Here is a 20,355-nt window from a genome sequence, read left to right on the forward strand (position 1 = left end):
CAATACCAATTATGAACTCTATCATCGATTAATTCAAATTAAACTTATTTTCCAACGGGTTTATTATTTGAAATATCTGCTGATTATTGATATATTTACTTAAAACATTTTTAAAAAAGGGAGTGGAAAAGGTGATTACCTTACCCCAAGGTAAGAATGAGGACATCTCGATAGTTGTTACAGGAGCAGCCGGTCAAGGCATTCAAACGGTCGAGGATATTCTTGGAAAAGTACTTAAAAGAAGCGGGCTTAACGTATTTGCCACTAAAGAATATATGTCCCGAGTCAGAGGAGGAAATAACTCTACTGAAATTCGAGTTTCATCAAAGAGCGTACGAGCCTTCGTAAATCGCATAGATCTGCTCATTTGTTTAAACAAAGGACTCAGGAATTACCTTAAGGAACGCATCAGCAGCGATACTGTTATAATAGGCGACATAGAGGAAATGGGAAAGGAATTGGCAGGAAGGGGCCAAATGTTTTTTGACGTACCCTTGCTACATTTTGCCAAAGAGTTAGGTAGCCCCCTATTCGCCAACGTCGTCGCTGCCGGGATAATAACGTCCCTTTTTGACGTAGATATGTCCCTTTTGGAACAGTACTTTGACGAAAGATTTGGAGCAAAGGACAAGAGTTTAGTAACCAAGAATATTGATGCAGCTAAAAAGGGCTACGAAATAGCACAGGAACTTGCAGAGGACATAACCGTAAAGATGGACCACAACAGCGAAATTGGAAAAGAACTTCTTCTTACAGGAAGCGATGCAGTGGCTTTGGGAGCAATTGCAGGCGGTTGCAATATGATCTTCGGTTATCCAATGTCCCCTGCAACAGGGGTTCTTTCCTATCTTTCACAAGTCGCTGAAGAGTTTGGAATAGTGACCGAACAAACCGAAGATGAAATTTCTGCCATAAACATGGCCATCGGGGGCTGGTACGCTGGCGGCCGTGCCATGGTTACGACCTCCGGCGGAGGGTTTGACTTGATGAGCGAAGGGTTGTCCTTAGTCGGGATTGGCGAGAGCCCAATGGTAATACATCTGGGACAACGCCCCGGGCCGGCTACAGGTCTTGCCACGCGAACTGAACAGGCGGATTTAAATTTAGCCCTCTACGCGGGACATGGCGAATTTCCACGGGCAATACTCGCTCCGGGTTCGATCCAGGAAGCTTTTTATATGACACAGCATGCCTTTAATTTAGCGGCTCGCTATCAGGTCCCTGTTTTCATTCTCACCGATCAGTATCTTTTAGACTCGTCGTATAACCTTCCCGCTTTCTCTTGCGAAGGCCTTAAGGTCGAAAAACATATCGTAAAAACAGATGAATCATACAAACGTTATGTCATAACCGAAGATGGTGTATCGCCAAGAGGCATTCCGGGCTACGGCAAGGGACTAATAGCCTTTGACAGCAACGAACATGGTGAGACGGGAAGAAATATGGATGAAGATCCTCAAATTCGAAGCGAAATGAACGCCAAAAGAATGCGCAAACTGAAGGGACTAGAGGAAGACTCTCTTCCGCCTGCACTTTATGGAGACGTAGATTACGATGTGCTTTTAATAGGGTGGGGATCTACTAAACATATCATCGAAGAGGCGATAGAGAAATTTTCAAGGCCAAAAACGGCCTTTTTGCAAATAAGACAGCCCTTCCCGCTGCACAGCTCTACAAAAGATTATTTGAAAAGAGCAAAGGTTATAGTAGACATAGAAGGGAACGCTACGGCTCAAATGGCCAACTTAATTAAGCTGCTTACCGGCATTGAAGCATCTCATCGAATACTGACATCTTCTGGAATGGAAATTACGGTTGAAGAATTATTAATTAAGCTGCGTTGTTTGCATGTATAGTTTGGAGGGATAAAAATGACAGATGTTAGAATGTTCGATGTTCCTGGCCCTATAGATATAATGTGGTGTCCCGGTTGTGGCAATTTCCCCATACTTGACGCAATCAAAAAAGCCTTGGCCGAGCTCGATCTTACGCCCCAAGACGTGCTGATCTGTTCCGGAATAGGACAGGCCGCTAAACTAAATCACTATGTCAATACCCACTTTCTTCATGGCCTCCATGGCCGCTCTATTTCGAACGCTACCGGGGCAAAAGCAGCCAATCCCAAGCTGGTCGTCCTAGACGTTGGAGGAGACGGCGACAGATATGCTGAAGGGGGAAATCATATAATTCACACAATAAGGCGAAACCCGGATATAACAGCACTCGTTCACGATAACAGGGTTTACGGTTTGACAAAGGGGCAGGCCTCCCCAACAAGCCCTATGGGATACATATCGCCCACAACCCCGAAAGGAGTGGCAAGCTTGCCTTTGAATCCAATTGCCCTCGCCGTATCACTCGACGCTTCTTTCGTTGCTCAAGCCTTTGCAGGAGACATAGAAGAAACAAAAGAGATACTAAAAAAAGCCATATCCCATAAAGGATTTTCTTTTGTCAACATATTTCAACCCTGCGTCACCTTTAATAAAATCAATACTTATCAATGGTTTAAAGAAAACACATATTATCTTGGAGATGACTACGATGCAAGCGACCGAAAGATGGCTTTAGAGAAAGCATTTGAAACGGATAAATTGCCCCTTGGGGTAATATACGTAAACAACAGAAAGACCTTCGAGGAATCTCTGGCAGCTTATGAAAATTCCGATAAACCACTTTACGATCGCGACATATCGTGGGATAAACTGACAAAGACTTTTGAGCGCTTTGTTTAATTGAAATTTAGGATACGTTCAAAGTTTCCAGAAAAGCGGGGGCAAAAATACAATGCCCCCGCTTTCATCGTTAGATGAAAGTATTACTTATAATCTATCCCCAGCTTTTTCGACAGCTTTTCAAGCATATCCTTAACCATTGTTGGCAAATCGTACTCGGGATTCCATCCCCACTCCTGTCTGGCACAGCTATCATCGAGCATATCGGGCCATGAATCGGCAATGCCCTGTTTTACAGGATCTACATCATAGTAAATCTCGAACTCAGGTATATGTTTCTTTATTTCCAAAACAAGCTCCTCGGGAGTAAAGGCCATAGCCGTAATGTTAAAGGCATTCCTGTGAACAAGCTTTGACGGATCAGCTTCCATCAGGTCGATGGCAGCCTTTAAAGCATCAGGCATATACATCATATCCATGCGAGTGTCTTTTTTTAGATAACATGTATATTTTTTGTTTTTTAAGGCTTCGTAGAATATTTCAACGGCATAGTCTGTCGTGCCGCCGCCGGGAAGGGTTTTGTAAGAAATCAATCCAGGATATCTGACTCCACGAGCGTCCACGCCATATTTAAGAAAATAATAATCACACAAGAGCTCTCCCGTCACTTTGGTAACGCCATACATGGTATGAGGTCGTTGTATAGTATCCTGTGGGGTTTTCCATTTCGGAGAGCTCGGTCCAAAAGCAGCAATGGAGCTGGGGACAAAGAGAGAGCATTTATATTCCCTGGCTATTTCCAGGGCGTTTATCAAACCGGTAACATTTACGTGCCAGGCGCCCATCGGATTTTCTTCTGCCTTTGCGGATAATATGGCCGGCAGGTGATATATAACGTTAACACCATATTTTTTCACAACATCGACGTATTCATCTGCATTGGCAACATTGACCACTTCGTATGGGCCGCCTTCTGCTAATTCGGGGTCCGGGTTGCGCCTATGACCTCCACACACCACATTATCGCTTCCATATTTTTGCCTAAGCGCAGGCACCAGCTCCGAACCGATCTGTCCCGTTCCGCCCGTGACAAGAATTCTCTTCAATGGTAATCCTCCCTTCGATATTTAACCACAGTCGTCTTTTAATGTACCTCGATCCTCTTTATAAAGTTTAAGGATCGAAACTATCTATCATTGCATATCATATATTATATACCTGACTTGTTCTATTATACACATTTCTTGAATTTAGGCTTAGAAAAAAGGCTTGCATACATAATTGATGCAAGCCTTTTTTCTATTTTCAGACAAATTTCAGACAAATTTCAGACAAAGCATTATCTCGTTTATCTGCGGCGTTCTTTTATGCGGGCAGCTTTACCGGAAAGCTTTCTCAAATAATACAACTTGGCCCTTCTTACCTTACCATGGCGAACGACCTCTATCTTTTCCACGTTAGGACAGTATAAGGGAAATATCCTTTCCACACCAATACCACCGGATACTTTTCTTACAGTAAACGTTTCTCTTAAGCCACCATTTTTCCTGGCAATCACGACACCTTCAAAAACCTGAATTCTCTCTTTGCCGGCCTCCCTTACCCATACGTGAACTCTAACGGTATCACCAGGCCTGAATTCTGGCAGCTCGCGTTTCTGGTATTGTTTTTCAACTAATGCAATCCTCGGATCCATTTTTATTTTCCTCCCTCGTTTAAATCTTTATCTCCATCCAAAAAGTCGGTCCAACACAACAGCTACTGCGCTCCTTACGGATAAATGATTATACTCTCCATTACCTCCCATTATAGGCTTCAAAACCAGATCGACATGGTCAAAAACTTCATCGGCAAGGCCCCAACTTGTGCCAAAGAGAATGCACAAAGGAACATCTTTTTCAAGTGCTATTCTTTTAAGCTCCAAATAAGGAAGCGCTCCCTTGACTTGTTTGGCAGTCGTAGCCACAACCAAGGGTTTCTCTCTTTCCTTTTTTTCTATCCAAGCCAAACCTGAGTCAATCGACCCGAAGACCTTAAGTAAGTTTAAAGCCTCGGCCCTCAGCGGATTGAGGCCCATCTCATGAGCTTTTTGCCAATGTCCTGCTATTTTGGAAACCATCTCGCGCTGCGACCTAAGGGGAGTAACCACCAAAAACTTATCTACCCCGAAGGTCATGCAACTTCTGCTAATATCGTGAAGGTCGAGGCCCGTCACCGCAGAAGTGACCACATTACCGCTTTTATTTAACACAGGATAGTGCGCTAACATTAAATAAACCCCTTTTGTCAGATAGGGCCTAATTCCAGCTCTGGACAAAAGATCGGGGCGACGCCTAAGCGTTCTGGTAGCGGCCTCCCTTCTTCTCCATGTTGCAGCCTCTTGATGATTTCCCGACGTAAGCTCTTTTGGAACTCCCAGACCTTGCCAATTAACCGGCCTCGTGTAATGGGGATAATCCAACATTCCCTTATAAAAGGAATCCTCCGACACCGCCTCTTCCTTTCCGACCACTCCCGGAATAAGGCGAGAAATGGCGTCAATTATGATCATCGCAGGCAGTTCTCCGCCCGTTAAAACGTAATCCCCTATGGATATTTCAAGGTCCACACATTTTTCGACGAAACGCTCGTCAATTCCTTCGTAGTGACCGCATATTAACACGATGTGATCCTTCTTAGTCAACGCCTCCACCAGGTCCTGAGTCAGCACCACCCCCTGGGGCGAAGGATATACAACGCAAGAACCGGCGGATTTGATATCTTCTAAAGCCTTATAAAGAGGTTCGGGCATTATTACCATTCCGCCACCGCCATAGGAGTAGTCATCTATTTGGCCATATCGGTTCGAGGCGTAATCCCTTAAGTTAACGATCTCGACCTCAATTTTTGCCTCCTTGACGGCCCTTCCTATAATGCTCATGTTCAAAAAGGCTTCAAAGTACTCCGGAAAAGCAGTCACTACAGAAAAGTGCACTATTCCCACAATCCTTCCAACAAATGCACCTTTACAAAACCGTTATCGATATTGATCTCTTTTACAACTTCTGATATCGCCGGAAGCATGTGCCTTTTTCCCTTTTCAGTTTCTACAACGTAAACATCATTGCTCCCCGTTGGCATGATTTCCACCAAAGTACCCAGATTGTTGCCCGTATCGTAATCGACGACAGCAAGACCAAGTAAATCGTCAATCCAGTAGAAACCATCGGGAAGTTCCACTCTTTCTTGAGGTCTGACCATTACAAGGCCACCGCGCAGACTTTCAGCAGCATCCCTATCGACTATCTCGTCTACACCTACGATAAATTGCCCCTTGCCAACATGCTCCCGAATCGAATTTATAGTGAGTCGGCACCAAAAAGAACCGTTGGGGCGATAGACATCGAGGTAATCCATATCTTTAAAACGCTCAGGAAAGTCCGTTAAAGGCAAAAGCCGTAACTCTCCTTTTATGCCGTGAGCCCCCACAATTCGGCCTACGGTAACCAACTCCTCAGAAAACATATGCCATCTCACCTCTTTGGTTACTCCTCAACCACTACATCTATTTTATCTTTGGATTTGATGGCCGCTGCCTTGGCTATAACGCGTATTGACTTGATTGTAGCTCCAGATTTACCGATGACACGACCCATATCTTCCGGGTTCACTTTTATAGACACTTTAACCTTTCCATCCTCGATTTCTTGTCTTACATCAACGTCGTCCGGCATGGTAACCAACCGGGATACTATTGTTCTTATCAACTCAGCATAATCTGCCATTTACATCAAACCTTCTTGCTTTCCATAAATTTATCCCACACTCCGACTTTTCGCAAAAGCGACCTGGCCGTTTCAGAAGGCTGAGCACCCACTTTAAGCCAATACATTGCCCTTTCCTCGTTCACCTTAACATCTGCGGGATCGGTCAAGGGATTGTAGGTGCCTATCATTTCAATGAACTTTCCATCCCTGGGCGAACGGGAATCCGCCACAACCAACCTGTAAAATGGCCTTTTTTTTCGCCCATGACGAGCCAACCTGATTCTAACTGTCATATATTACACCTCCTAAAATAATCCCTTTGGAAGTTTAAGGCCCTTGAACTTGCCCTTACCCTTTCCAAAGCGCTTAAATATCTCCTTCATTTGCTCGTATTGTTTTAAAACTTGATTTACCATTTGAACACTCGTACCGGAACCGCTTGCAATTCTTCTTTTTCTGCTTCCCTTTATAATCTCGGGTTTCTTTCTTTCTTCCGGCGTCATCGAGAGTATGACAGCTTCGACATGTTTAATGCGCCTAAAATCTATATCTGACACTTGAGACTTAACCTTTCCCGGAAGAGGGAGCATATCCATAACCTTGTCAAGTGGTCCTAACTTTTGAACTTGTCTAAGCTGGACCAACAAATCATCAAGGGTAAACTTGTTGTCTTGGAGGTTTTTTTGAACTCGTTCGATTTCTTTGGTGTCGCCAGATTTCTGTATTTTTTCGAGCAGGCCCTCCATATCTCCCATTCCAAGTATACGTTGGGCCATTCGTGTAGCGTCAAACTCCTCCAAATCTTCCAGGTGTTCTCCTACCCCAACGAGCTTAATTGGAACACCTGTGGCTGCCTTTACAGCAAGAGCGGCACCTCCGCGAGCGTCTCCATCGAGCTTGGTTAAAACCACACCCGTTATGCCGGCTTTTTCTTTAAAGGCCTCGGCTACGTTAACTCCCTCCTGACCCGTCATGGAATCGATAACTAAAAGCACCTCACTGGGATCCAGAAGTTTATGCATCTGCTCCAGTTCTGTCATAAGGTCATCGTCAATATGTAAACGTCCTGCAGTATCAAATATTATGACATCAATCAAATGAGCATCGGCATAGCTCAAAGCCTTTCTAGTCACATCCATCACGTTGCCCGAACCAGCCTCTTCGGGACCGAAAAAAAGTATACGAGCTTTTTCAGCCAGTACTTTCAACTGTTTTACAGCAGCAGGACGACGTAGATCACAGGCCACGACCATAGGTTTGTGGCTGTCAGATATCTTCAGCGCCAGTTTTACTGCCGTGGTGGTCTTACCGGAACCTTGTAATCCGACCAACATAAATACCGATGGCGGTTTAGCGGCGAAATTTAGCCTTTCTTTCTTGCCACCCATCAGGTTGCAAAGCTCTTCATATACGACGGCATACACTTGCTGCGCTGGGGTTATCGACGACAAGACTTCTTGTCCCAGGCAACGTTCTTTAATGCGTTCTACCAAATCCTTTGCTATTTTGTAGTTTACATCCGCCTCGAGGAGCGCTCTTCTGACCTCGCGAAGTGCATCATTGATATCTTCTTCAGTAAGTCTCCCCTTGCCTCTTAACTTGGAAAATATCCCTTCCAGCCGTTCCTTCAAGGAATCAAACATCTTGATCACCTATCTTTCTCAATTCCGAAAGCAATTCTGACATTTTCGATTTAAATTCTTCCGAAAGTTCTTTTTCGTGCTGATCTAACAATTTTTCCAGATTTTTCTTATATTCCTCAAGAGCAAGTAAGGTTCGTTTAAAACCCACTACTTCCTCTATTTCAACCAACCTCTTTCGCGCACGTTGAAGGAGCTCAAAAACCCCTTGTCGGCTAACCTCTATGGCATCAGCTACCTCTGATAAAGACCAATCGGACATTTCGTGAAGCTCAAAGGCCTTTCTCTGCTTATCGGTCAAAAGACCGCCATAGATATCGTAAAGCAAGCTCATCTCGATTCGAGACTTCAAAAAATCCTCACACTTATCTGCCATAAAAAATCTCCCCGCTCAAAGCCTTTAGCAATAACAAAACCTGAGCGGGAAGATTATATATCCGACATAAATTGATGTCAACGACAAAACGTTTACAGACTGATTGAAGCCATCAATAAGCAACTCTTCATATGACATTTGACCCCAAATGAACACAGCAAGATTCTACACTATAGCTTGCTCAATACCTCTTTAAGTCCTTTCTATGTAATATTATCAACTGCGTTTCACAACTTCGGAATTTACTAAATTAGGCGGTACTTCTCCTTTGAGCGCTTTAATGACATTTTCTGCTGCCATGGTTGCCATTTTTGCGCGTGTAGCATATGATGCAGAACCTAAGTGCGGCAGCAGGACAACGTTGTCAAGCTCAAGAAGCTCGGAGGCTACCTCTGGTTCTCGCTCAAAGACGTCAAGACCTGCTCCCCTAATCCAACCTTCTTTAAGTGCCTTCGCCAAGGCCTTTTCGTCCACAATTGGTCCCCTTGCGGTATTTATAAGATATGCCTCCTTTTTCATCATCTTCAATTCCCGCTCTCCGATCAGATGTCGAGTTTCTTTGGTTAAGGGTACATGAATAGATATGAAATCGGCTTCCCTAAGCAGGTCATCAAGCGACCTATATTCGGCGTTTAACTTCTTTTCCACCTCTTCGGAGGCTCTATGGGCACTGTAATATATGACCTTCATGTCAAAGCCGATTGCCCTCCGCGCCACTGCCCTTCCGATGCTTCCAAAGCCGATGATGCCAAGCGTTGCATGATGAACGTCGGTGCCCAGAAGAAGCATCGGCTTCCATCCCTTAAACTTCCCCTGGCGCAGGAATTTATCGCCCTCAACTACCCTGCGAGCCGTGGCTAGAATCAATGCCCATGCCAGATCGGCCGTCGTATCAGTGAGCACACCAGGGGTGTTAGTAACCAGGATGCCACGCTTTGTGGCTGCCTCTATATCTATATTGTCAAAGCCTACGGCATAGTTAGCGATGATTTTTAGCTGAGGGCCAGCTGCGTCCATCACCTCGCCATCGATTTTATCGGCAAGCAGGCATACGATGGCATCTACTCCTTTGACCTCCTTTAAAAGCAAATCTCTAGGAAAGACACCTTCGTAGTCGAACACCTTGATATGGCAATATTCCTCTAAAATGCGCATCCCTTCTTCAGGGATGCGACTTGTCACCAAAACCTTGGGCTTGCAATCCATCACCGATCACTCCTTTTTGTTCCTTCCATCGCAAGAGCCGCTAGAAGCGCTACACCTTTTTTTAGCACTTCATCATTAGTCTTAAACATTGGATTATGATGCTCGGCGTCAGTGCCCTTTTGGGAATCTGTAATGCCCAGGAAAAATATAGCTCCTGGCACTTTCTGTTGATAGAAGCTAAAATCCTCCGAACCCATGGCAATGGGTACCTCAACCAAAGATTTGTCCCCGAACATAACTGAGGCAACTTCTTTCAACGTCTCAATCATGATCGGATCGTTTACGGTGACCGGGTAAACGTGGATATAGTTGGTTTTGACTTCACACCTCAAAGCGCTGCCTATGCCTTTTACGATTCGTTCTATCTTTTCTGGCAGTCCGTCACGTACCTTCGAATTGGTGGTACGAATGCTACCTTGAATGAAGGCTTTATCGGGTATTATGTTAGGTGCACTCCCGCTTTCAAGCCTGCCGATGCTCAATACAGCTGTTTCCAGCGGATCCAACTCACGACTTATGATAGTCTGCACTGACATGATTATATTTGCAGCTGCTATGGTAGGGTCTTTGGCCTCGTGAGGCCTTGAGCTGTGACCGCCTTTACCCTTTACCTCTACCTCCCAAATATCCGACGACGCCATTATAGGGCCTGATCTGTAGCCTATTGTTCCGGCCGGAAGCGGACTCCATACGTGAAGGCCCCAAATAGCCTCAACGTCATCTAATACGCCTTCCTTAATTAGCTGCTGAGCCCCGGATCGAACTCCCGATTCTTCCGCCGGCTGAAAGATCAAACGCACTTTACATGGAAGTTTATCCCTTAACGAGGCAAGCACATGGGCAACGCCTAAAAGTATCGCTGCATGGGCATCATGCCCGCAAGCATGCATGACCCCTTTATTCGTGGACTTCCATGGTACATCAGCTTCTTCCTCAATGGGCAGGGCATCAATATCAGCTCTCAGGGCAACAATGGGAAATTCCTTTTTCCCTGCGATATCTCCCACAACTCCCGACTCTGTCCCTCCAAAGCCACGACGTACGCCATCAAACCCGAGTTCTATTAGCACTTGCTCTATAATTTTGGACGTTCTTTCCTCCTCCCAGGAAAGCTCTGGGTGAGCATGAAAATCGTGACGAAAGTTTATGACCTTTTCTTCAAATCTCTCGGCAAGCTCCAAAATTTCCTCAAATTTCAAAAAAATCACGCTCCTTAAAAAGTTTATAGCAGCTTTACTAGGAATCCTGCCAAGAAAACCGAGGCAATGGTAACTGTAGTAAAGCCAGAAACCAACATCTTTGGCAGTATCTTAGTGAGCACAAACTCCTTTTCTTCGGGAGTTTCTCCTACAGCGTTTGCTACTTCCTGAGACACTATAAAGGTCCCCGGAAAGCCAAACAGACAACAAACACCGATTGCAAGGCTCATTTCCCATGAATACCCGAAAACTTTAGACAAAATCACAGAAGAGATGATAATTCCCACTACGGCTATGGCAAAGGACAAAGCTATAGGAACTATTAGGGAAATAACCATGCTTGGAGTAGCCTTGCTCAGATTCATAAAAATCGGAACCAGCAAGGCAAAAAGGATAAAGCCTTCTGAATTCGCCTTTGTTAAAATTTTTGGCTCAAGAAATCCAATTTCGTAAAATATAATGCCAAAAATCAAAGCCATTACGAATTTATCTATAACGCCGCCCAAAAGCTGCGCTACCATTACAGCAAGCCACCCAACAAGCACAGTTTTCATGATCAAGATGAATGGTGTCTGCAGCTCTTTTGGTGTAGCAGGTATAAATTTCCATTTTCTATTGTTTTCTATGGAATTATCTTCTGGTTTAAGAGGCGTCCCATCTATGGAAACACCACCGCTTCTATATATATCTCTAAGCCGATGACCTTCTCGTGACAAACAAATAGAAGCTATGGGCAAACCAACAAAGTTCTGAAGCACTAAAAGGAGTGTAAGAAAAACCAACACCGTTTCCAAACCCTTGGACTTTGCCGCTTCACTCATAATAAGCGTCGCTACAACACCACCAGAGATAGGACCCGCTGCCGGTATAGCATACTCACGACCCACTAGAGGAGAACCTATTACAAAAAGGGCAACACCAGCAAATACTATGGCGCTAAAGGCAATGACAACCGTTTTCCATTCTTCTTGCAAATCTTTAAGCCTCATCAACGTACCCATATGAACCATAAGTATAGGGATCAATGCTAAAGCAAGCTTTACAATAACAGCATCCTCAAACAATGTCTTTGGAATTCCAAGCCAAAATCCAATCATAAATATAATTCCGGAAACAAATAACATGGAAAAAATAGCCTTGGTTTTTTGCGAAACAAAATCTCCAATAGCATACACAATAGCGATGATCAATAACGCAGTAATCGGACTCAATTATGCTTCCTCCTTTTAATAAACATTTACATCAAAATTTGTTTAGTTTTTACTTTACCTGCTCTGCCGTGACTGTTATCACCGCTGCTTATGTAAGTCCTCAGCATAGACATCGAATGCTCTAAAACCCCTACTGGTCCATGGCCCTGGAACTTAACCTTGAAGAAAGAAAATGACTTATATGACCTTCGAGACTTGAGATGCCACAATCTCTTTTGATTCGAGAATCGTAATGTAGCTCTAGTTATGAAACGTCCGTTTAAATATAATGTTTCATCGAATGCCAAGGTGTATTTAATTCTGATCAAACAGTAATTCAGTAATTCCCCAAATATATAAGGACTGCATCAAAGTACAACCATCATGTATTTACATACCCAGATATGCTCGTTTTATTTCCTCGCTCTCGAGGAGATCTTTCGATGGGCCTGACATAACGACCCTGCCGGATTGGATTACGTAACCCTTATCGGCAATCTCCAAGGCTTCGAGAACACGCTGTTCAACTAATAACACCGTTACTCCGTATCGTCTTATTTCGGTAACAATCTGTAATACCTTTTCGACCAAACTAGGCTGCAAGCCTAAACTCAATTCATCTAAAAGTATTACTTTTGGTGCACTCATGAGCCCTCTTGCAATGGCAAGCATTTGTTGCTCCCCACCGCTCATGGTTTCAGCCTTTTGATTAATTCTTTCCTTTAATATAGGAAACAAAGAATAGACCCATTCTAAACGCTGCTCAATGACTTCTCTACTCTCTTCTTTAAAAGCTCCAAGTTCCAGATTTTCTTTAGCAGAAAGCTTGCCAAAGATCCTTCTGCCCTCAGGGACATAGGTAAGGCCCTTTCTAACCATTACATGAGCGGGAAGTCCAGTTACATCTTCCCCGTAAAATTTTACAAAGCCGCTTTTTGGGCGTAATAAGCCTGAAACAGTACGCAAGGTGGTCGTCTTGCCTGCACCATTTGCTCCAACGATCGCAACTATCTCGCCCTCTTTTACTTCAAATGAAATACCATGAAGCACAGGTACCCCCTCATACCCTGCGTATAGGTCCCTCACTTCAAGCGCAAAGTCAGTCATCACGCCTTCATCTCCCTAAGTCGTTTGCTAAACTTCTCTCCTAAATATGCAGCTATAACCCTTTCGTCCTGAACTACTTCGCTGGGTGGCCCTTCCGCTATCTTCACCCCACTATCCAATACAACGACTTTGTCTGCAATAGGCATAATTGCCTCCATAATATGCTCTACAACCAACAATGTGATCCCTCTCGATTTAATGTCCTTTATTACATCAACGGCTTCTTTTAGTTCTGTGCCAGTCAACCCGGCCATTACTTCATCGAGCATCAAGAGGCGCGGCTGCGTAGCCATGGCTCTAGCCAACTCCAGGCGTTTTTTTAAGCCAATAGTGAGGCTCCCCGCTTTTTTATCCCTGTGATCATCAAGATGGCACATTTTTAGGCAAGATTCTGATATTTCAAAAGCAACTTCAAGTTTGGAGGTTCTTAAAAAAGCACCAACTAATATATTATCGAAGACGGTCATATCAATCAAAGGACGTACAACCTGAAATGTCCTAACTGCTCCCAAGCGAGCGACTTTATGGGGAGGCCAACCTGTTATATCGGTGCCCTCATAAAAGACCTTTCCGGAAGTCGGTTTGTAAACTCCTGAGATACAATTAAAAAGGGTCGTCTTCCCCGCACCATTGGGCCCAATTAGTCCAACTATGGCGCCCTCTTCGACATCAAAGGATACGTCATTGTTAGCAACAAGGGAGCCGAATTTCTTGGTTAGGTTACGTACTTCCAGCAAAGCCATCAATCATCGCCTCCCTTTGTTGCTTTGAAACGTGTAGTCAACAAATTTATGAAACCCATAACGCCCTTCGGTTGACGAGTTACGATGAGAACAATCAAAATTCCGAATATTATCAGGTCGACTCCTCCGCCCAACCCGCCCCATATTGCACGACTATACTCCTGCAAGGGAATTAGTATGGCTGCTCCAAGCAAGGGCCCCCAAAAAGTTCCCAATCCTCCGAGGATTGTTATCAATACAAACCTCATGGACATATCGAGCGACATGACCATTGGCGGATCGACCCTCAAGTTGTACTGCACAAAAAAAGCTCCGCATAAAGCCGCCAAAAAAGCGGAAATAGCTATCGCAGTCAATTTAACGGCCGTGCTGTTAACGCCTAATGCCTCAGCGGCTTCCTGCCCGTCCCTAACGGCTTTCAAGTAATAGCCCAATTTATTGGCTTCCATCCAGCGCACAAAGGAAAAAATCAAGATAAATAGTCCAAAAGCACCGTAATAATACTGAGTTTTAGTCTGAAACCACATGAAATTCTTCCAACCTTCTTCTATTATGGGATAATCTAGACCAAGAGCCCCACCTACCCAGTACCAAACCATAAATAGTCGGTTAAATATTTCTACTATTGCAAAAGTAGCAATGGCAAAATAATGCCCTTTGAGCCTGAAACAGGGATAACTTATAATGAGCGACACAATCGCTGCGAGTAATGCACCGATTATTGCGCCAGGCCATGGCGTAAGGCCGTAAGTTACCACTGCCATGCCAGCTCCATAAGCGCCGATCCCAAAAAAGACCGAATGGCCAAATGAAACCTGCCCACAATAACCACCCAAAATATTCCAAGCTTGAGACATACATGCAAAAAGCAAGGTTAAAACAAGTACATGTTGAGCAAAAGGGCTTTGAAGCGGTCCGGGAATTAATGGCAAAACTGCAATAAAGAGAAGAACGACATACCACAATTTCCTGCCTCTTTTTGTACAACTCATCCGACCGATCACCACCCGAATAAACCCTTAGGCCTTATTAATATAACGATCAAATAAAGTCCAAAAACTGCCACATACTTAAATATGGGAGCTACATAAAATCCGACTAAAGCCTCTACCAATCCGACAAGTATTGCCGCCAACAACGACCCAACAATGCTGCCAAACCCGCCTAACGCAACGCAAACAAAGGCTATCAAACTAAAAAGGCTTCCTGCCTCAGGATGCACAGGCATATACATGGGAAGCAATCCTCCTGCTACACCGACACAGGCCCCTCCAATGCCAAATACTAAAGCGTAGATTTTGCTGGTATCTATGCCCATTAGTTCAGCCGCATCCCTGTCCATGGCAGTGGCCTGTATCGCCCATCCCGTTCTGCTTCCGGTCATAAATCGGTATATGCATGTGATGACTATTAAGGAAACGATTGCAATGACAAGTTGAGGAAGAGGGAGAATTAAATCTCCCATGGGTATGACTCTGCCCCCCAAATACGTGTCCGACAACAACTTAAAGTTTGGTGAAAATCTGTTCAAACATATGTTTTTAATGAGCATCGACAACCCAAAAGTGGCAAGAAGAGCTGAAAGAGGGGGCTTACCAATGAGTTGACTTATAACCAACTTGTAAACAATAACAGATAAAATAAATACAAATGCCGCAGAAGCAATCCATGAAATCAAAGGATCAACATTCATTAAAAAACCCAACCAATAAGTCACATACATGGCCACCATCAAAAATTCTCCATGGGCAAAATTTATAACGTCCATTACACCCCAAATCAGAGATAATCCAACGGTTATTAACGCATACAACATTCCATTAAGCAGTCCGTCCAATACTACCTGCAGGAATATTGCCATCGGCAATTCCTCCTTCAATCTAAAATTTGGGAAGAAGGCTTCAAGAAACCCTCTTCCCAAATTCTATGCAATTGATCGCTATTTACGTTGGTCCCAGGAAGGCATAGGAACTACTGGTTCGGCATTTGCAAATTCCTCAGGAAATACCCTTCGATATTCTCCGCCAATTAGTTGGGTAATTGTACTCATGGCCTTTATGTTTTGACCGCCCGGGGCAAATGCCACTTTTCCACCCAAGGAAAGCGGTGAATCCCACTCGTTGGCATAGAGGGCATCGACTATTTTTTCCGTATCAAGAGAGCCAACTTTTTCGATAGCCTGGGCCAGTACAAGCATTGCCACTGCCTCTTGAATGCTATCGCTATCAAAGGGAACGGGAGGATCTATTTTAGATTTATATATTTCTTCAACAGGAGCTACAGCTGGCATTAGTTCTGCTAGTTCCGGAGAATATCCGGTGGTACCCATGAAATAATCTCCATCGCCACCGAGCTGCTTTGCAATTAATGGATCTTGATAACCCGAACAGTAGTTTAAACTTACCTTAGGAAGCCAAGAAAGTTGTTTCATAGTTTTTATCCAGAGTATGTAGTCTGCACCTAGACATGCACCAAACACGACGTCGGGATTTTTTCCTTTCAGCATCTGCACCTCGCTGTTGAGGTTTGTAGCTCCAGGATTGAAAGCTACGTCTGCAACATATTCGAAGCCGGCCTCTTCGATAGCCTTTTTGGCCTCCTGCGCAGCATGCTTTCCAAATTCGGTGTTTTCATAAATAACTCCGAAGGTCTTGTAATTTGTTCCTTCAGTTTCGTTAAGCCATTTAATGAAATTCACGAACTCGATGGATTCGGTCTCGTCAGTGGGAGCAATACGGAAGAAATATCTCGTACCCCTCTTAGTAAGTTCGGCTGAACTCGATGCACCACACATAAATATCCTCTTTCTTCTCTCGGCGACCATACTTGCCGGTTTAGTTACAGCGCTGTTATAGCTTCCTATTATTGCGAAAACACCTTCCTGGTCGAAGAGGCGTTCCGCTTCGCTTTTACCTACATCGGGCTTCCCTTGATGATCGGCGTGGATTAAAACGATTTTATATCCATCCAAAATTCCCTCTTGATCAGCTAAAGGAACAGGAATGTCCGGATAGGAGTTGTTTATCACTTCAACTGCAGCTTCAACTGCGGCCTTACACCTCTGTCCCGCCAAGGCCACAGGCCCAGTTAAAGGAAAAAGCGTGCCGATCTTTATTACCTTTTCCTCGGCACAGGCAACATCGGAGACTGTAAAACCGGCCAGGAGTGCGATAGCAATAATCGACGTAATTACTCTACCCCATCTCTTGCTCATGATAACAACACCCCCTCAGAATTATTAAATGATTTTTTTAACGACTATTTGTATAAAATATAAAGTTCTATCAGATAACTGTCAAATGACGATAATATCCTTGGGAAGTTTACAAAGCGACCTGCATCCGTCATCTGTAACGACTACGATATTTTCAATGCGAATGCCAATTTTGCCTGGTATATAAATGCCGGGCTCTATACTGAAAGTCATTCCCGGTTCCAAAGGTGTTTTATTACCTTCTATAATGTAAGGCGCTTCATGGATTGCAACGCCTATACCATGACCGAGGCGGGTATTGAAGTATTCACCGTATCCTGCGTCTTCTATTACACTTCTTGCAGCTCTATCCACTTCTTCGGCCAGGACTCCGGGCCTCACGGCAGCTTCTCCTGCTTCCTGGGCATTTAATACTACTTCATAAAGATTCTTTTCTTCATCTGATGGATCTCCGACGAAGATCGTCCGAGTGGTGTCAGAACAATAACTTTCATATCTACACCCAAAGTCAATAAGCACCAGATCCCGTTCTTCTATAACACCTTTTGTGCCGTTGTAATGAGGTTTTGAGGCGTTCTCCTTACGCGCAACTATTACATCAAATGCAGGACCATCTGCTCCACGCTCTTCAAAAAGCTCTATCAGTTTTTTCTTTATCTCTCCCTCGGTCAATCCCGGTCTTATAAAGCCTAAAAGTTCTCTAAAAGCTGCATCAGAAATCTGCGTTGCCCTTTCGAGCTTTTCTATCTCCGAAGGGCTTTTAATTATTCTCATTCTCTCCAAAAAATGCCAACCGTTTAACAACTTTACCCCTTGTTGATCGGAAATCTCTATGGCGTCCACGGCTCTAACTCCAAAGTTGACGGCAAGTTTCTTATCGTTTAGATTAAAATCGTTCATTGCCTTTGCTAAAACAGGATAAAACCAATCTTTGTCATTCCACACATAAATGGGCGCCTCACTGCCGAATGCCGCCTCAAATTCTTCTAAATAAAGATGGGGCGTGATACAAAAATAACTGCCGTCGGCCAAAATAAACAGCCCTTTGAATCGCTCACACTCACCAGTTTTAAGCCCGCTAAGGTACTCCAAGTCGTCTCCCGGACCCAAAAGAAAAGCATCGATTCCTCTCTTCTGAAGATCCTTCGAAATTTCCCGTATCTTTCTTTTGTCCAACATTCTTAAATGCCTCCTCCCTTCAAAGTAACTTGCAAATGACAGTAAATATCTTCATGCAGATGCAAAAAGCAAGATCTATCTTCGTTCCACAGAAACCGTGTTTTTGCCTCTGGATTTTGAATTGTACAAGGCTTTATCGGCTCTTTCTATTGCTCTTTCAAAGGGTTCGTCGGGCAAATATTGGGATATTCCGATGCTAATAGTTACGTGCATACCCGAGTATAAGCGACTTTCCACATTTTTCCTTAACCTATGGGCAATGTGCAAAGCTTGGTTTAACGATATCATTGAAATAAGTAAAAATTCATCTCCACCCCATCTAACGAATATATCATCTTCTCTTATAGTTTTCCTGACGGTTTCACTCAACTCTTTCAGCACTAAATCTCCTACCAGATGGCCGTAAGTGTCATTTATCAGTTTGAAACCATCAATATCAAATAAAAAAATACTGATATCTTTTCCATAATCCCGGCACTTGGTTATCAAATCGGACAGCTTGTCCTGTAATCCCTTTCTGTTCAAAGCACCAGTTAAGGCATCTACTGTAGAGCTTGTATAAAGTCCTTCAATTAATTGCTTTGTTTTCATTTCTCTAATTTTATCATCGGTTATATCCCAAAATATTCCGGCTAGGAACAAAGGCCTTCCCTCGAGATCATGTTCGGTTACAACAGCTGTGGTCTCAACCCACATATATGTTCCATTTTTCTTCCTTATCCTGAATTTGTTGTTGTAAATACCCCTATCTTGTTCCAATGCCTGCTTTATAGCTGATTCATATGATTGACGATCATCGGGATGTACTAGTGCTTTAAATTGAGATATTGATTTAATCTCTTCTTTATCATATCCTAAAATCTCATAAGCAAGAGGGTTCAATTGCAACTCGCCTGTTTTAATGTTTCGTTCGTAGTAAGCAACTTTACTTCGCGCCAACGTCAATTCTAATCGTCTTTTTTGCCCTCTCAAGGATTCCTGCATCTGAACTAATTGTGTAATATCGGTCATGACTATGAGAAAACCCAACGTGCCGTCACCATTTGTGACCTGTTTTTTATTGATTTTCAAATAATGAATCCTTCCGTTTCTATCTTTAAAAAGATGTTGACTTGCTTTGAATTCACCATCTGATGTTAAATAAGAACCTTCTAGTTCTAAATCTCCCCTAAGCGATATATCTGATATACAGTCGAATAGTTTACATTCTCTGATTTGGCCGATATCAGAGGAAAGGTAGTTTTCAAATGCTTTATTGTATAACTTGATATATCCCTCGTTGTCAATATAACATATTGCTTCAGGGATTGTTTCAATTAATTGTTTTAAAAATGTTATTTCGCGATTGAGCGATATTTCCGCATACTTTCGCTTTTTTATATTTATTAATAATGAAAACACTATAACTGATAAAACTAATAATATACATACTGCCGGAAGGAGAACTCTTTTATGCTTCATATAAAATGTCTCTGGAATATTTATTAATATATGATTTTGAGGGAGCAAAGATTTACGGATTTCAAATCTTTTAAGCATAGGATAATTAACGATTAAATTTTTAGGAAGGTTCATAGTAATTGGGATATATCTTATATCGTTACCAGCCAATATAGAATCCAAAATTTCTATCATCGCCTCTATCTGCGTCTCAGGCGTAGGGGCATACGATGCAAGGGCACCTCCGAGATTAACAAGAGGGGTTAATAACGTAAACACCGGCAGTGATATATCCTTAAGCAGCTCGTGATCGCGTAAAATATTTGTAGGAGATTTTCAGAGGTAAAAAGAAAGGGACCCCTCCTTTTGGTAGAATCTTTGTAGCACACAAAAACTCATAAAGGAGGGTCCCAACTTGAACAAGGATATTTTACTACAAATAGCAATAAACTTCATCAAGGAGTTGCTTGAATTCTTCGGTGATTCCGAGGTCAGGACATTAGCGGAAATTGAAGACGAAATCTCTCGGATCATGAAGGCCTTCATCCGAGAACTGATAAAGGCTTACTTCGAGCTTGCAGATGAGGCCATATTAAAGGACAAAACATCTCGAAAGGAAAGAGGGTTAGTCGTAGAAAGG

The 20,355-nt window shown here is 43.4% G+C and carries 20 protein-coding genes and 1 pseudogene; 3 read left to right on the forward strand and 18 right to left on the reverse strand.

What is annotated here, in order from left to right; genetic code table 11:
- The first annotated feature begins 131 nt into the window (after positions 1–131).
- Together BLU12_RS02745 and BLU12_RS02750 are read left to right on the forward strand one after the other, a co-directional pair.
- A complete protein-coding gene (locus BLU12_RS02745) occupies positions 132–1,856 on the forward strand; it encodes a 2-oxoacid:acceptor oxidoreductase subunit alpha (protein WP_234945390.1) in 1,725 nt (574 codons plus the stop codon).
- Positions 1,857–1,871: 15 nt separating this feature from the next.
- A complete protein-coding gene (locus BLU12_RS02750) occupies positions 1,872–2,735 on the forward strand; it encodes a thiamine pyrophosphate-dependent enzyme (RefSeq protein WP_091460416.1) in 864 nt (287 codons plus the stop codon).
- A gap of 83 nt (positions 2,736–2,818) precedes the next feature.
- Here BLU12_RS02750 and BLU12_RS02755 read toward each other — a convergent pair whose 3' ends face one another.
- The 18 genes from BLU12_RS02755 to BLU12_RS02840 form a co-directional block, all read right to left on the reverse strand.
- Positions 2,819–3,781 carry an L-threonine 3-dehydrogenase gene (locus tag BLU12_RS02755; RefSeq protein WP_091460419.1) on the reverse strand — a complete coding sequence of 321 codons (963 nt, stop codon included), beginning with the start codon at positions 3,779–3,781 and terminating at the stop codon, positions 2,819–2,821.
- 242 nt (positions 3,782–4,023) lie between these two features.
- Positions 4,024–4,371, reverse strand: coding sequence for a 50S ribosomal protein L19 (gene rplS / locus BLU12_RS02760; RefSeq protein WP_091460421.1), 348 nt, complete (start codon positions 4,369–4,371; stop codon positions 4,024–4,026).
- A gap of 27 nt (positions 4,372–4,398) precedes the next feature.
- Positions 4,399–5,649: a tRNA (guanosine(37)-N1)-methyltransferase TrmD gene (gene trmD, locus BLU12_RS02765; protein WP_091460422.1), complete on the reverse strand. Its 1,251-nt coding sequence runs from the start codon at positions 5,647–5,649 to the stop codon at positions 4,399–4,401.
- Complete coding sequence (gene rimM / locus BLU12_RS02770; protein ID WP_234945391.1) at positions 5,649–6,191, reverse strand: ribosome maturation factor RimM; 543 nt, start codon at positions 6,189–6,191, stop codon at positions 5,649–5,651. Before rimM ends, trmD begins: the two co-directional genes overlap by 1 nt.
- Before the next feature lie 8 nt (positions 6,192–6,199).
- Positions 6,200–6,439: a KH domain-containing protein gene (locus tag BLU12_RS02775; protein ID WP_091460424.1), complete on the reverse strand. Its 240-nt coding sequence runs from the start codon at positions 6,437–6,439 to the stop codon at positions 6,200–6,202.
- 5 nt (positions 6,440–6,444) lie between these two features.
- The gene (gene rpsP, locus BLU12_RS02780) at positions 6,445–6,714 is read right to left on the reverse strand and encodes a 30S ribosomal protein S16 (RefSeq protein WP_091460425.1); all 270 of its coding nucleotides are present in this window, start codon (positions 6,712–6,714) and stop codon (positions 6,445–6,447) included.
- Positions 6,715–6,726: 12 nt separating this feature from the next.
- A complete protein-coding gene (gene ffh / locus BLU12_RS02785) occupies positions 6,727–8,064 on the reverse strand; it encodes a signal recognition particle protein (RefSeq protein ID WP_091460427.1) in 1,338 nt (445 codons plus the stop codon).
- A complete protein-coding gene (locus BLU12_RS02790; RefSeq protein ID WP_091460429.1) occupies positions 8,057–8,437 on the reverse strand; it encodes a sigma factor-like helix-turn-helix DNA-binding protein in 381 nt (126 codons plus the stop codon). The genes ffh and BLU12_RS02790 overlap by 8 nt, the downstream gene beginning before the upstream one ends.
- 216 nt (positions 8,438–8,653) lie before the next feature.
- Positions 8,654–9,643, reverse strand: a complete 990-nt coding sequence (gene gyaR / locus BLU12_RS02795; protein WP_091460430.1) for a glyoxylate reductase — start codon at positions 9,641–9,643, stop codon at positions 8,654–8,656.
- Positions 9,643–10,851, reverse strand: coding sequence for a M20 metallopeptidase family protein (locus BLU12_RS02800; protein ID WP_234945392.1), 1,209 nt, complete (start codon positions 10,849–10,851; stop codon positions 9,643–9,645). Before BLU12_RS02800 ends, gyaR begins: the two co-directional genes overlap by 1 nt.
- Positions 10,852–10,865: 14 nt before the next feature.
- Positions 10,866–12,053 carry a hypothetical protein gene (locus BLU12_RS02805; protein ID WP_091460434.1) on the reverse strand — a complete coding sequence of 396 codons (1,188 nt, stop codon included), beginning with the start codon at positions 12,051–12,053 and terminating at the stop codon, positions 10,866–10,868.
- A 369-nt stretch (positions 12,054–12,422) separates the two neighbouring features.
- Positions 12,423–13,139 carry an ABC transporter ATP-binding protein gene (locus BLU12_RS02810; RefSeq protein WP_091460435.1) on the reverse strand — a complete coding sequence of 239 codons (717 nt, stop codon included), beginning with the start codon at positions 13,137–13,139 and terminating at the stop codon, positions 12,423–12,425.
- Positions 13,139–13,882: an ABC transporter ATP-binding protein gene (locus BLU12_RS02815; protein WP_091460437.1), complete on the reverse strand. Its 744-nt coding sequence runs from the start codon at positions 13,880–13,882 to the stop codon at positions 13,139–13,141. The genes BLU12_RS02810 and BLU12_RS02815 overlap by 1 nt, the downstream gene beginning before the upstream one ends.
- Entirely contained in the window at positions 13,882–14,874 is a 993-nt protein-coding gene (locus BLU12_RS02820; protein ID WP_091460439.1) for a branched-chain amino acid ABC transporter permease, read from the reverse strand. Before BLU12_RS02820 ends, BLU12_RS02815 begins: the two co-directional genes overlap by 1 nt.
- 8 nt (positions 14,875–14,882) lie before the next feature.
- On the reverse strand, positions 14,883–15,743 hold the full coding sequence (locus BLU12_RS02825; protein ID WP_091460440.1) for a branched-chain amino acid ABC transporter permease: 861 nt from the start codon (positions 15,741–15,743) through the stop codon (positions 14,883–14,885).
- Positions 15,744–15,821: 78 nt separating this feature from the next.
- Positions 15,822–17,096 carry an ABC transporter substrate-binding protein gene (locus BLU12_RS02830; protein WP_091460442.1) on the reverse strand — a complete coding sequence of 425 codons (1,275 nt, stop codon included), beginning with the start codon at positions 17,094–17,096 and terminating at the stop codon, positions 15,822–15,824.
- A gap of 81 nt (positions 17,097–17,177) precedes the next feature.
- The gene (locus tag BLU12_RS02835) at positions 17,178–18,275 is read right to left on the reverse strand and encodes a M24 family metallopeptidase (RefSeq protein ID WP_091460443.1); all 1,098 of its coding nucleotides are present in this window, start codon (positions 18,273–18,275) and stop codon (positions 17,178–17,180) included.
- Between the two features lie 75 nt (positions 18,276–18,350).
- Entirely contained in the window at positions 18,351–19,910 is a 1,560-nt protein-coding gene (locus BLU12_RS02840) for a sensor domain-containing diguanylate cyclase (protein WP_234945393.1), read from the reverse strand.
- 220 nt (positions 19,911–20,130) lie between these two features.
- Here BLU12_RS02840 and BLU12_RS02845 point away from each other — a divergent pair.
- Positions 20,131–20,355: pseudogene (locus BLU12_RS02845) on the forward strand (ISLre2 family transposase); the annotation flags it as partial.

The sequence above is a fragment of the Acetomicrobium thermoterrenum DSM 13490 genome (assembly GCF_900107215.1).
GTDB lineage: Bacteria > Synergistota > Synergistia > Synergistales > Acetomicrobiaceae > Acetomicrobium > Acetomicrobium thermoterrenum.

Bases quoted from the DNA above. Each gene is read 5' to 3' on its own strand.
- BLU12_RS02815 (WP_091460437.1), bottom strand. From the start codon at position 13,882: ATGGCTTTGCTGGAAGTACGTAACCTAACCAAGAAATTCGGCTCCCTT.
- BLU12_RS02790 (WP_091460429.1), bottom strand. From the start codon at position 8,437: ATGGCAGATAAGTGTGAGGATTTTTTGAAGTCTCGAATCGAGATGAGC.
- ffh (WP_091460427.1), bottom strand. From the start codon at position 8,064: ATGTTTGATTCCTTGAAGGAACGGCTGGAAGGGATATTTTCCAAGTTA.
- rpsP (WP_091460425.1), bottom strand. From the start codon at position 6,714: ATGACAGTTAGAATCAGGTTGGCTCGTCATGGGCGAAAAAAAAGGCCA.
- BLU12_RS02835 (WP_091460443.1), bottom strand. From the start codon at position 18,275: ATGTTGGACAAAAGAAAGATACGGGAAATTTCGAAGGATCTTCAGAAG.
- gyaR (WP_091460430.1), bottom strand. From the start codon at position 9,643: ATGGATTGCAAGCCCAAGGTTTTGGTGACAAGTCGCATCCCTGAAGAA.
- BLU12_RS02750 (WP_091460416.1), top strand. From the start codon at position 1,872: ATGACAGATGTTAGAATGTTCGATGTTCCTGGCCCTATAGATATAATG.
- BLU12_RS02810 (WP_091460435.1), bottom strand. From the start codon at position 13,139: ATGACTGACTTTGCGCTTGAAGTGAGGGACCTATACGCAGGGTATGAG.
- BLU12_RS02820 (WP_091460439.1), bottom strand. From the start codon at position 14,874: ATGAGTTGTACAAAAAGAGGCAGGAAATTGTGGTATGTCGTTCTTCTC.
- BLU12_RS02825 (WP_091460440.1), bottom strand. From the start codon at position 15,743: ATGGCAATATTCCTGCAGGTAGTATTGGACGGACTGCTTAATGGAATG.
- BLU12_RS02830 (WP_091460442.1), bottom strand. From the start codon at position 17,096: ATGAGCAAGAGATGGGGTAGAGTAATTACGTCGATTATTGCTATCGCA.
- BLU12_RS02840 (WP_234945393.1), bottom strand. From the start codon at position 19,910: ATGATAGAAATTTTGGATTCTATATTGGCTGGTAACGATATAAGATAT.
- rplS (WP_091460421.1), bottom strand. From the start codon at position 4,371: ATGGATCCGAGGATTGCATTAGTTGAAAAACAATACCAGAAACGCGAG.
- BLU12_RS02775 (WP_091460424.1), bottom strand. From the start codon at position 6,439: ATGGCAGATTATGCTGAGTTGATAAGAACAATAGTATCCCGGTTGGTT.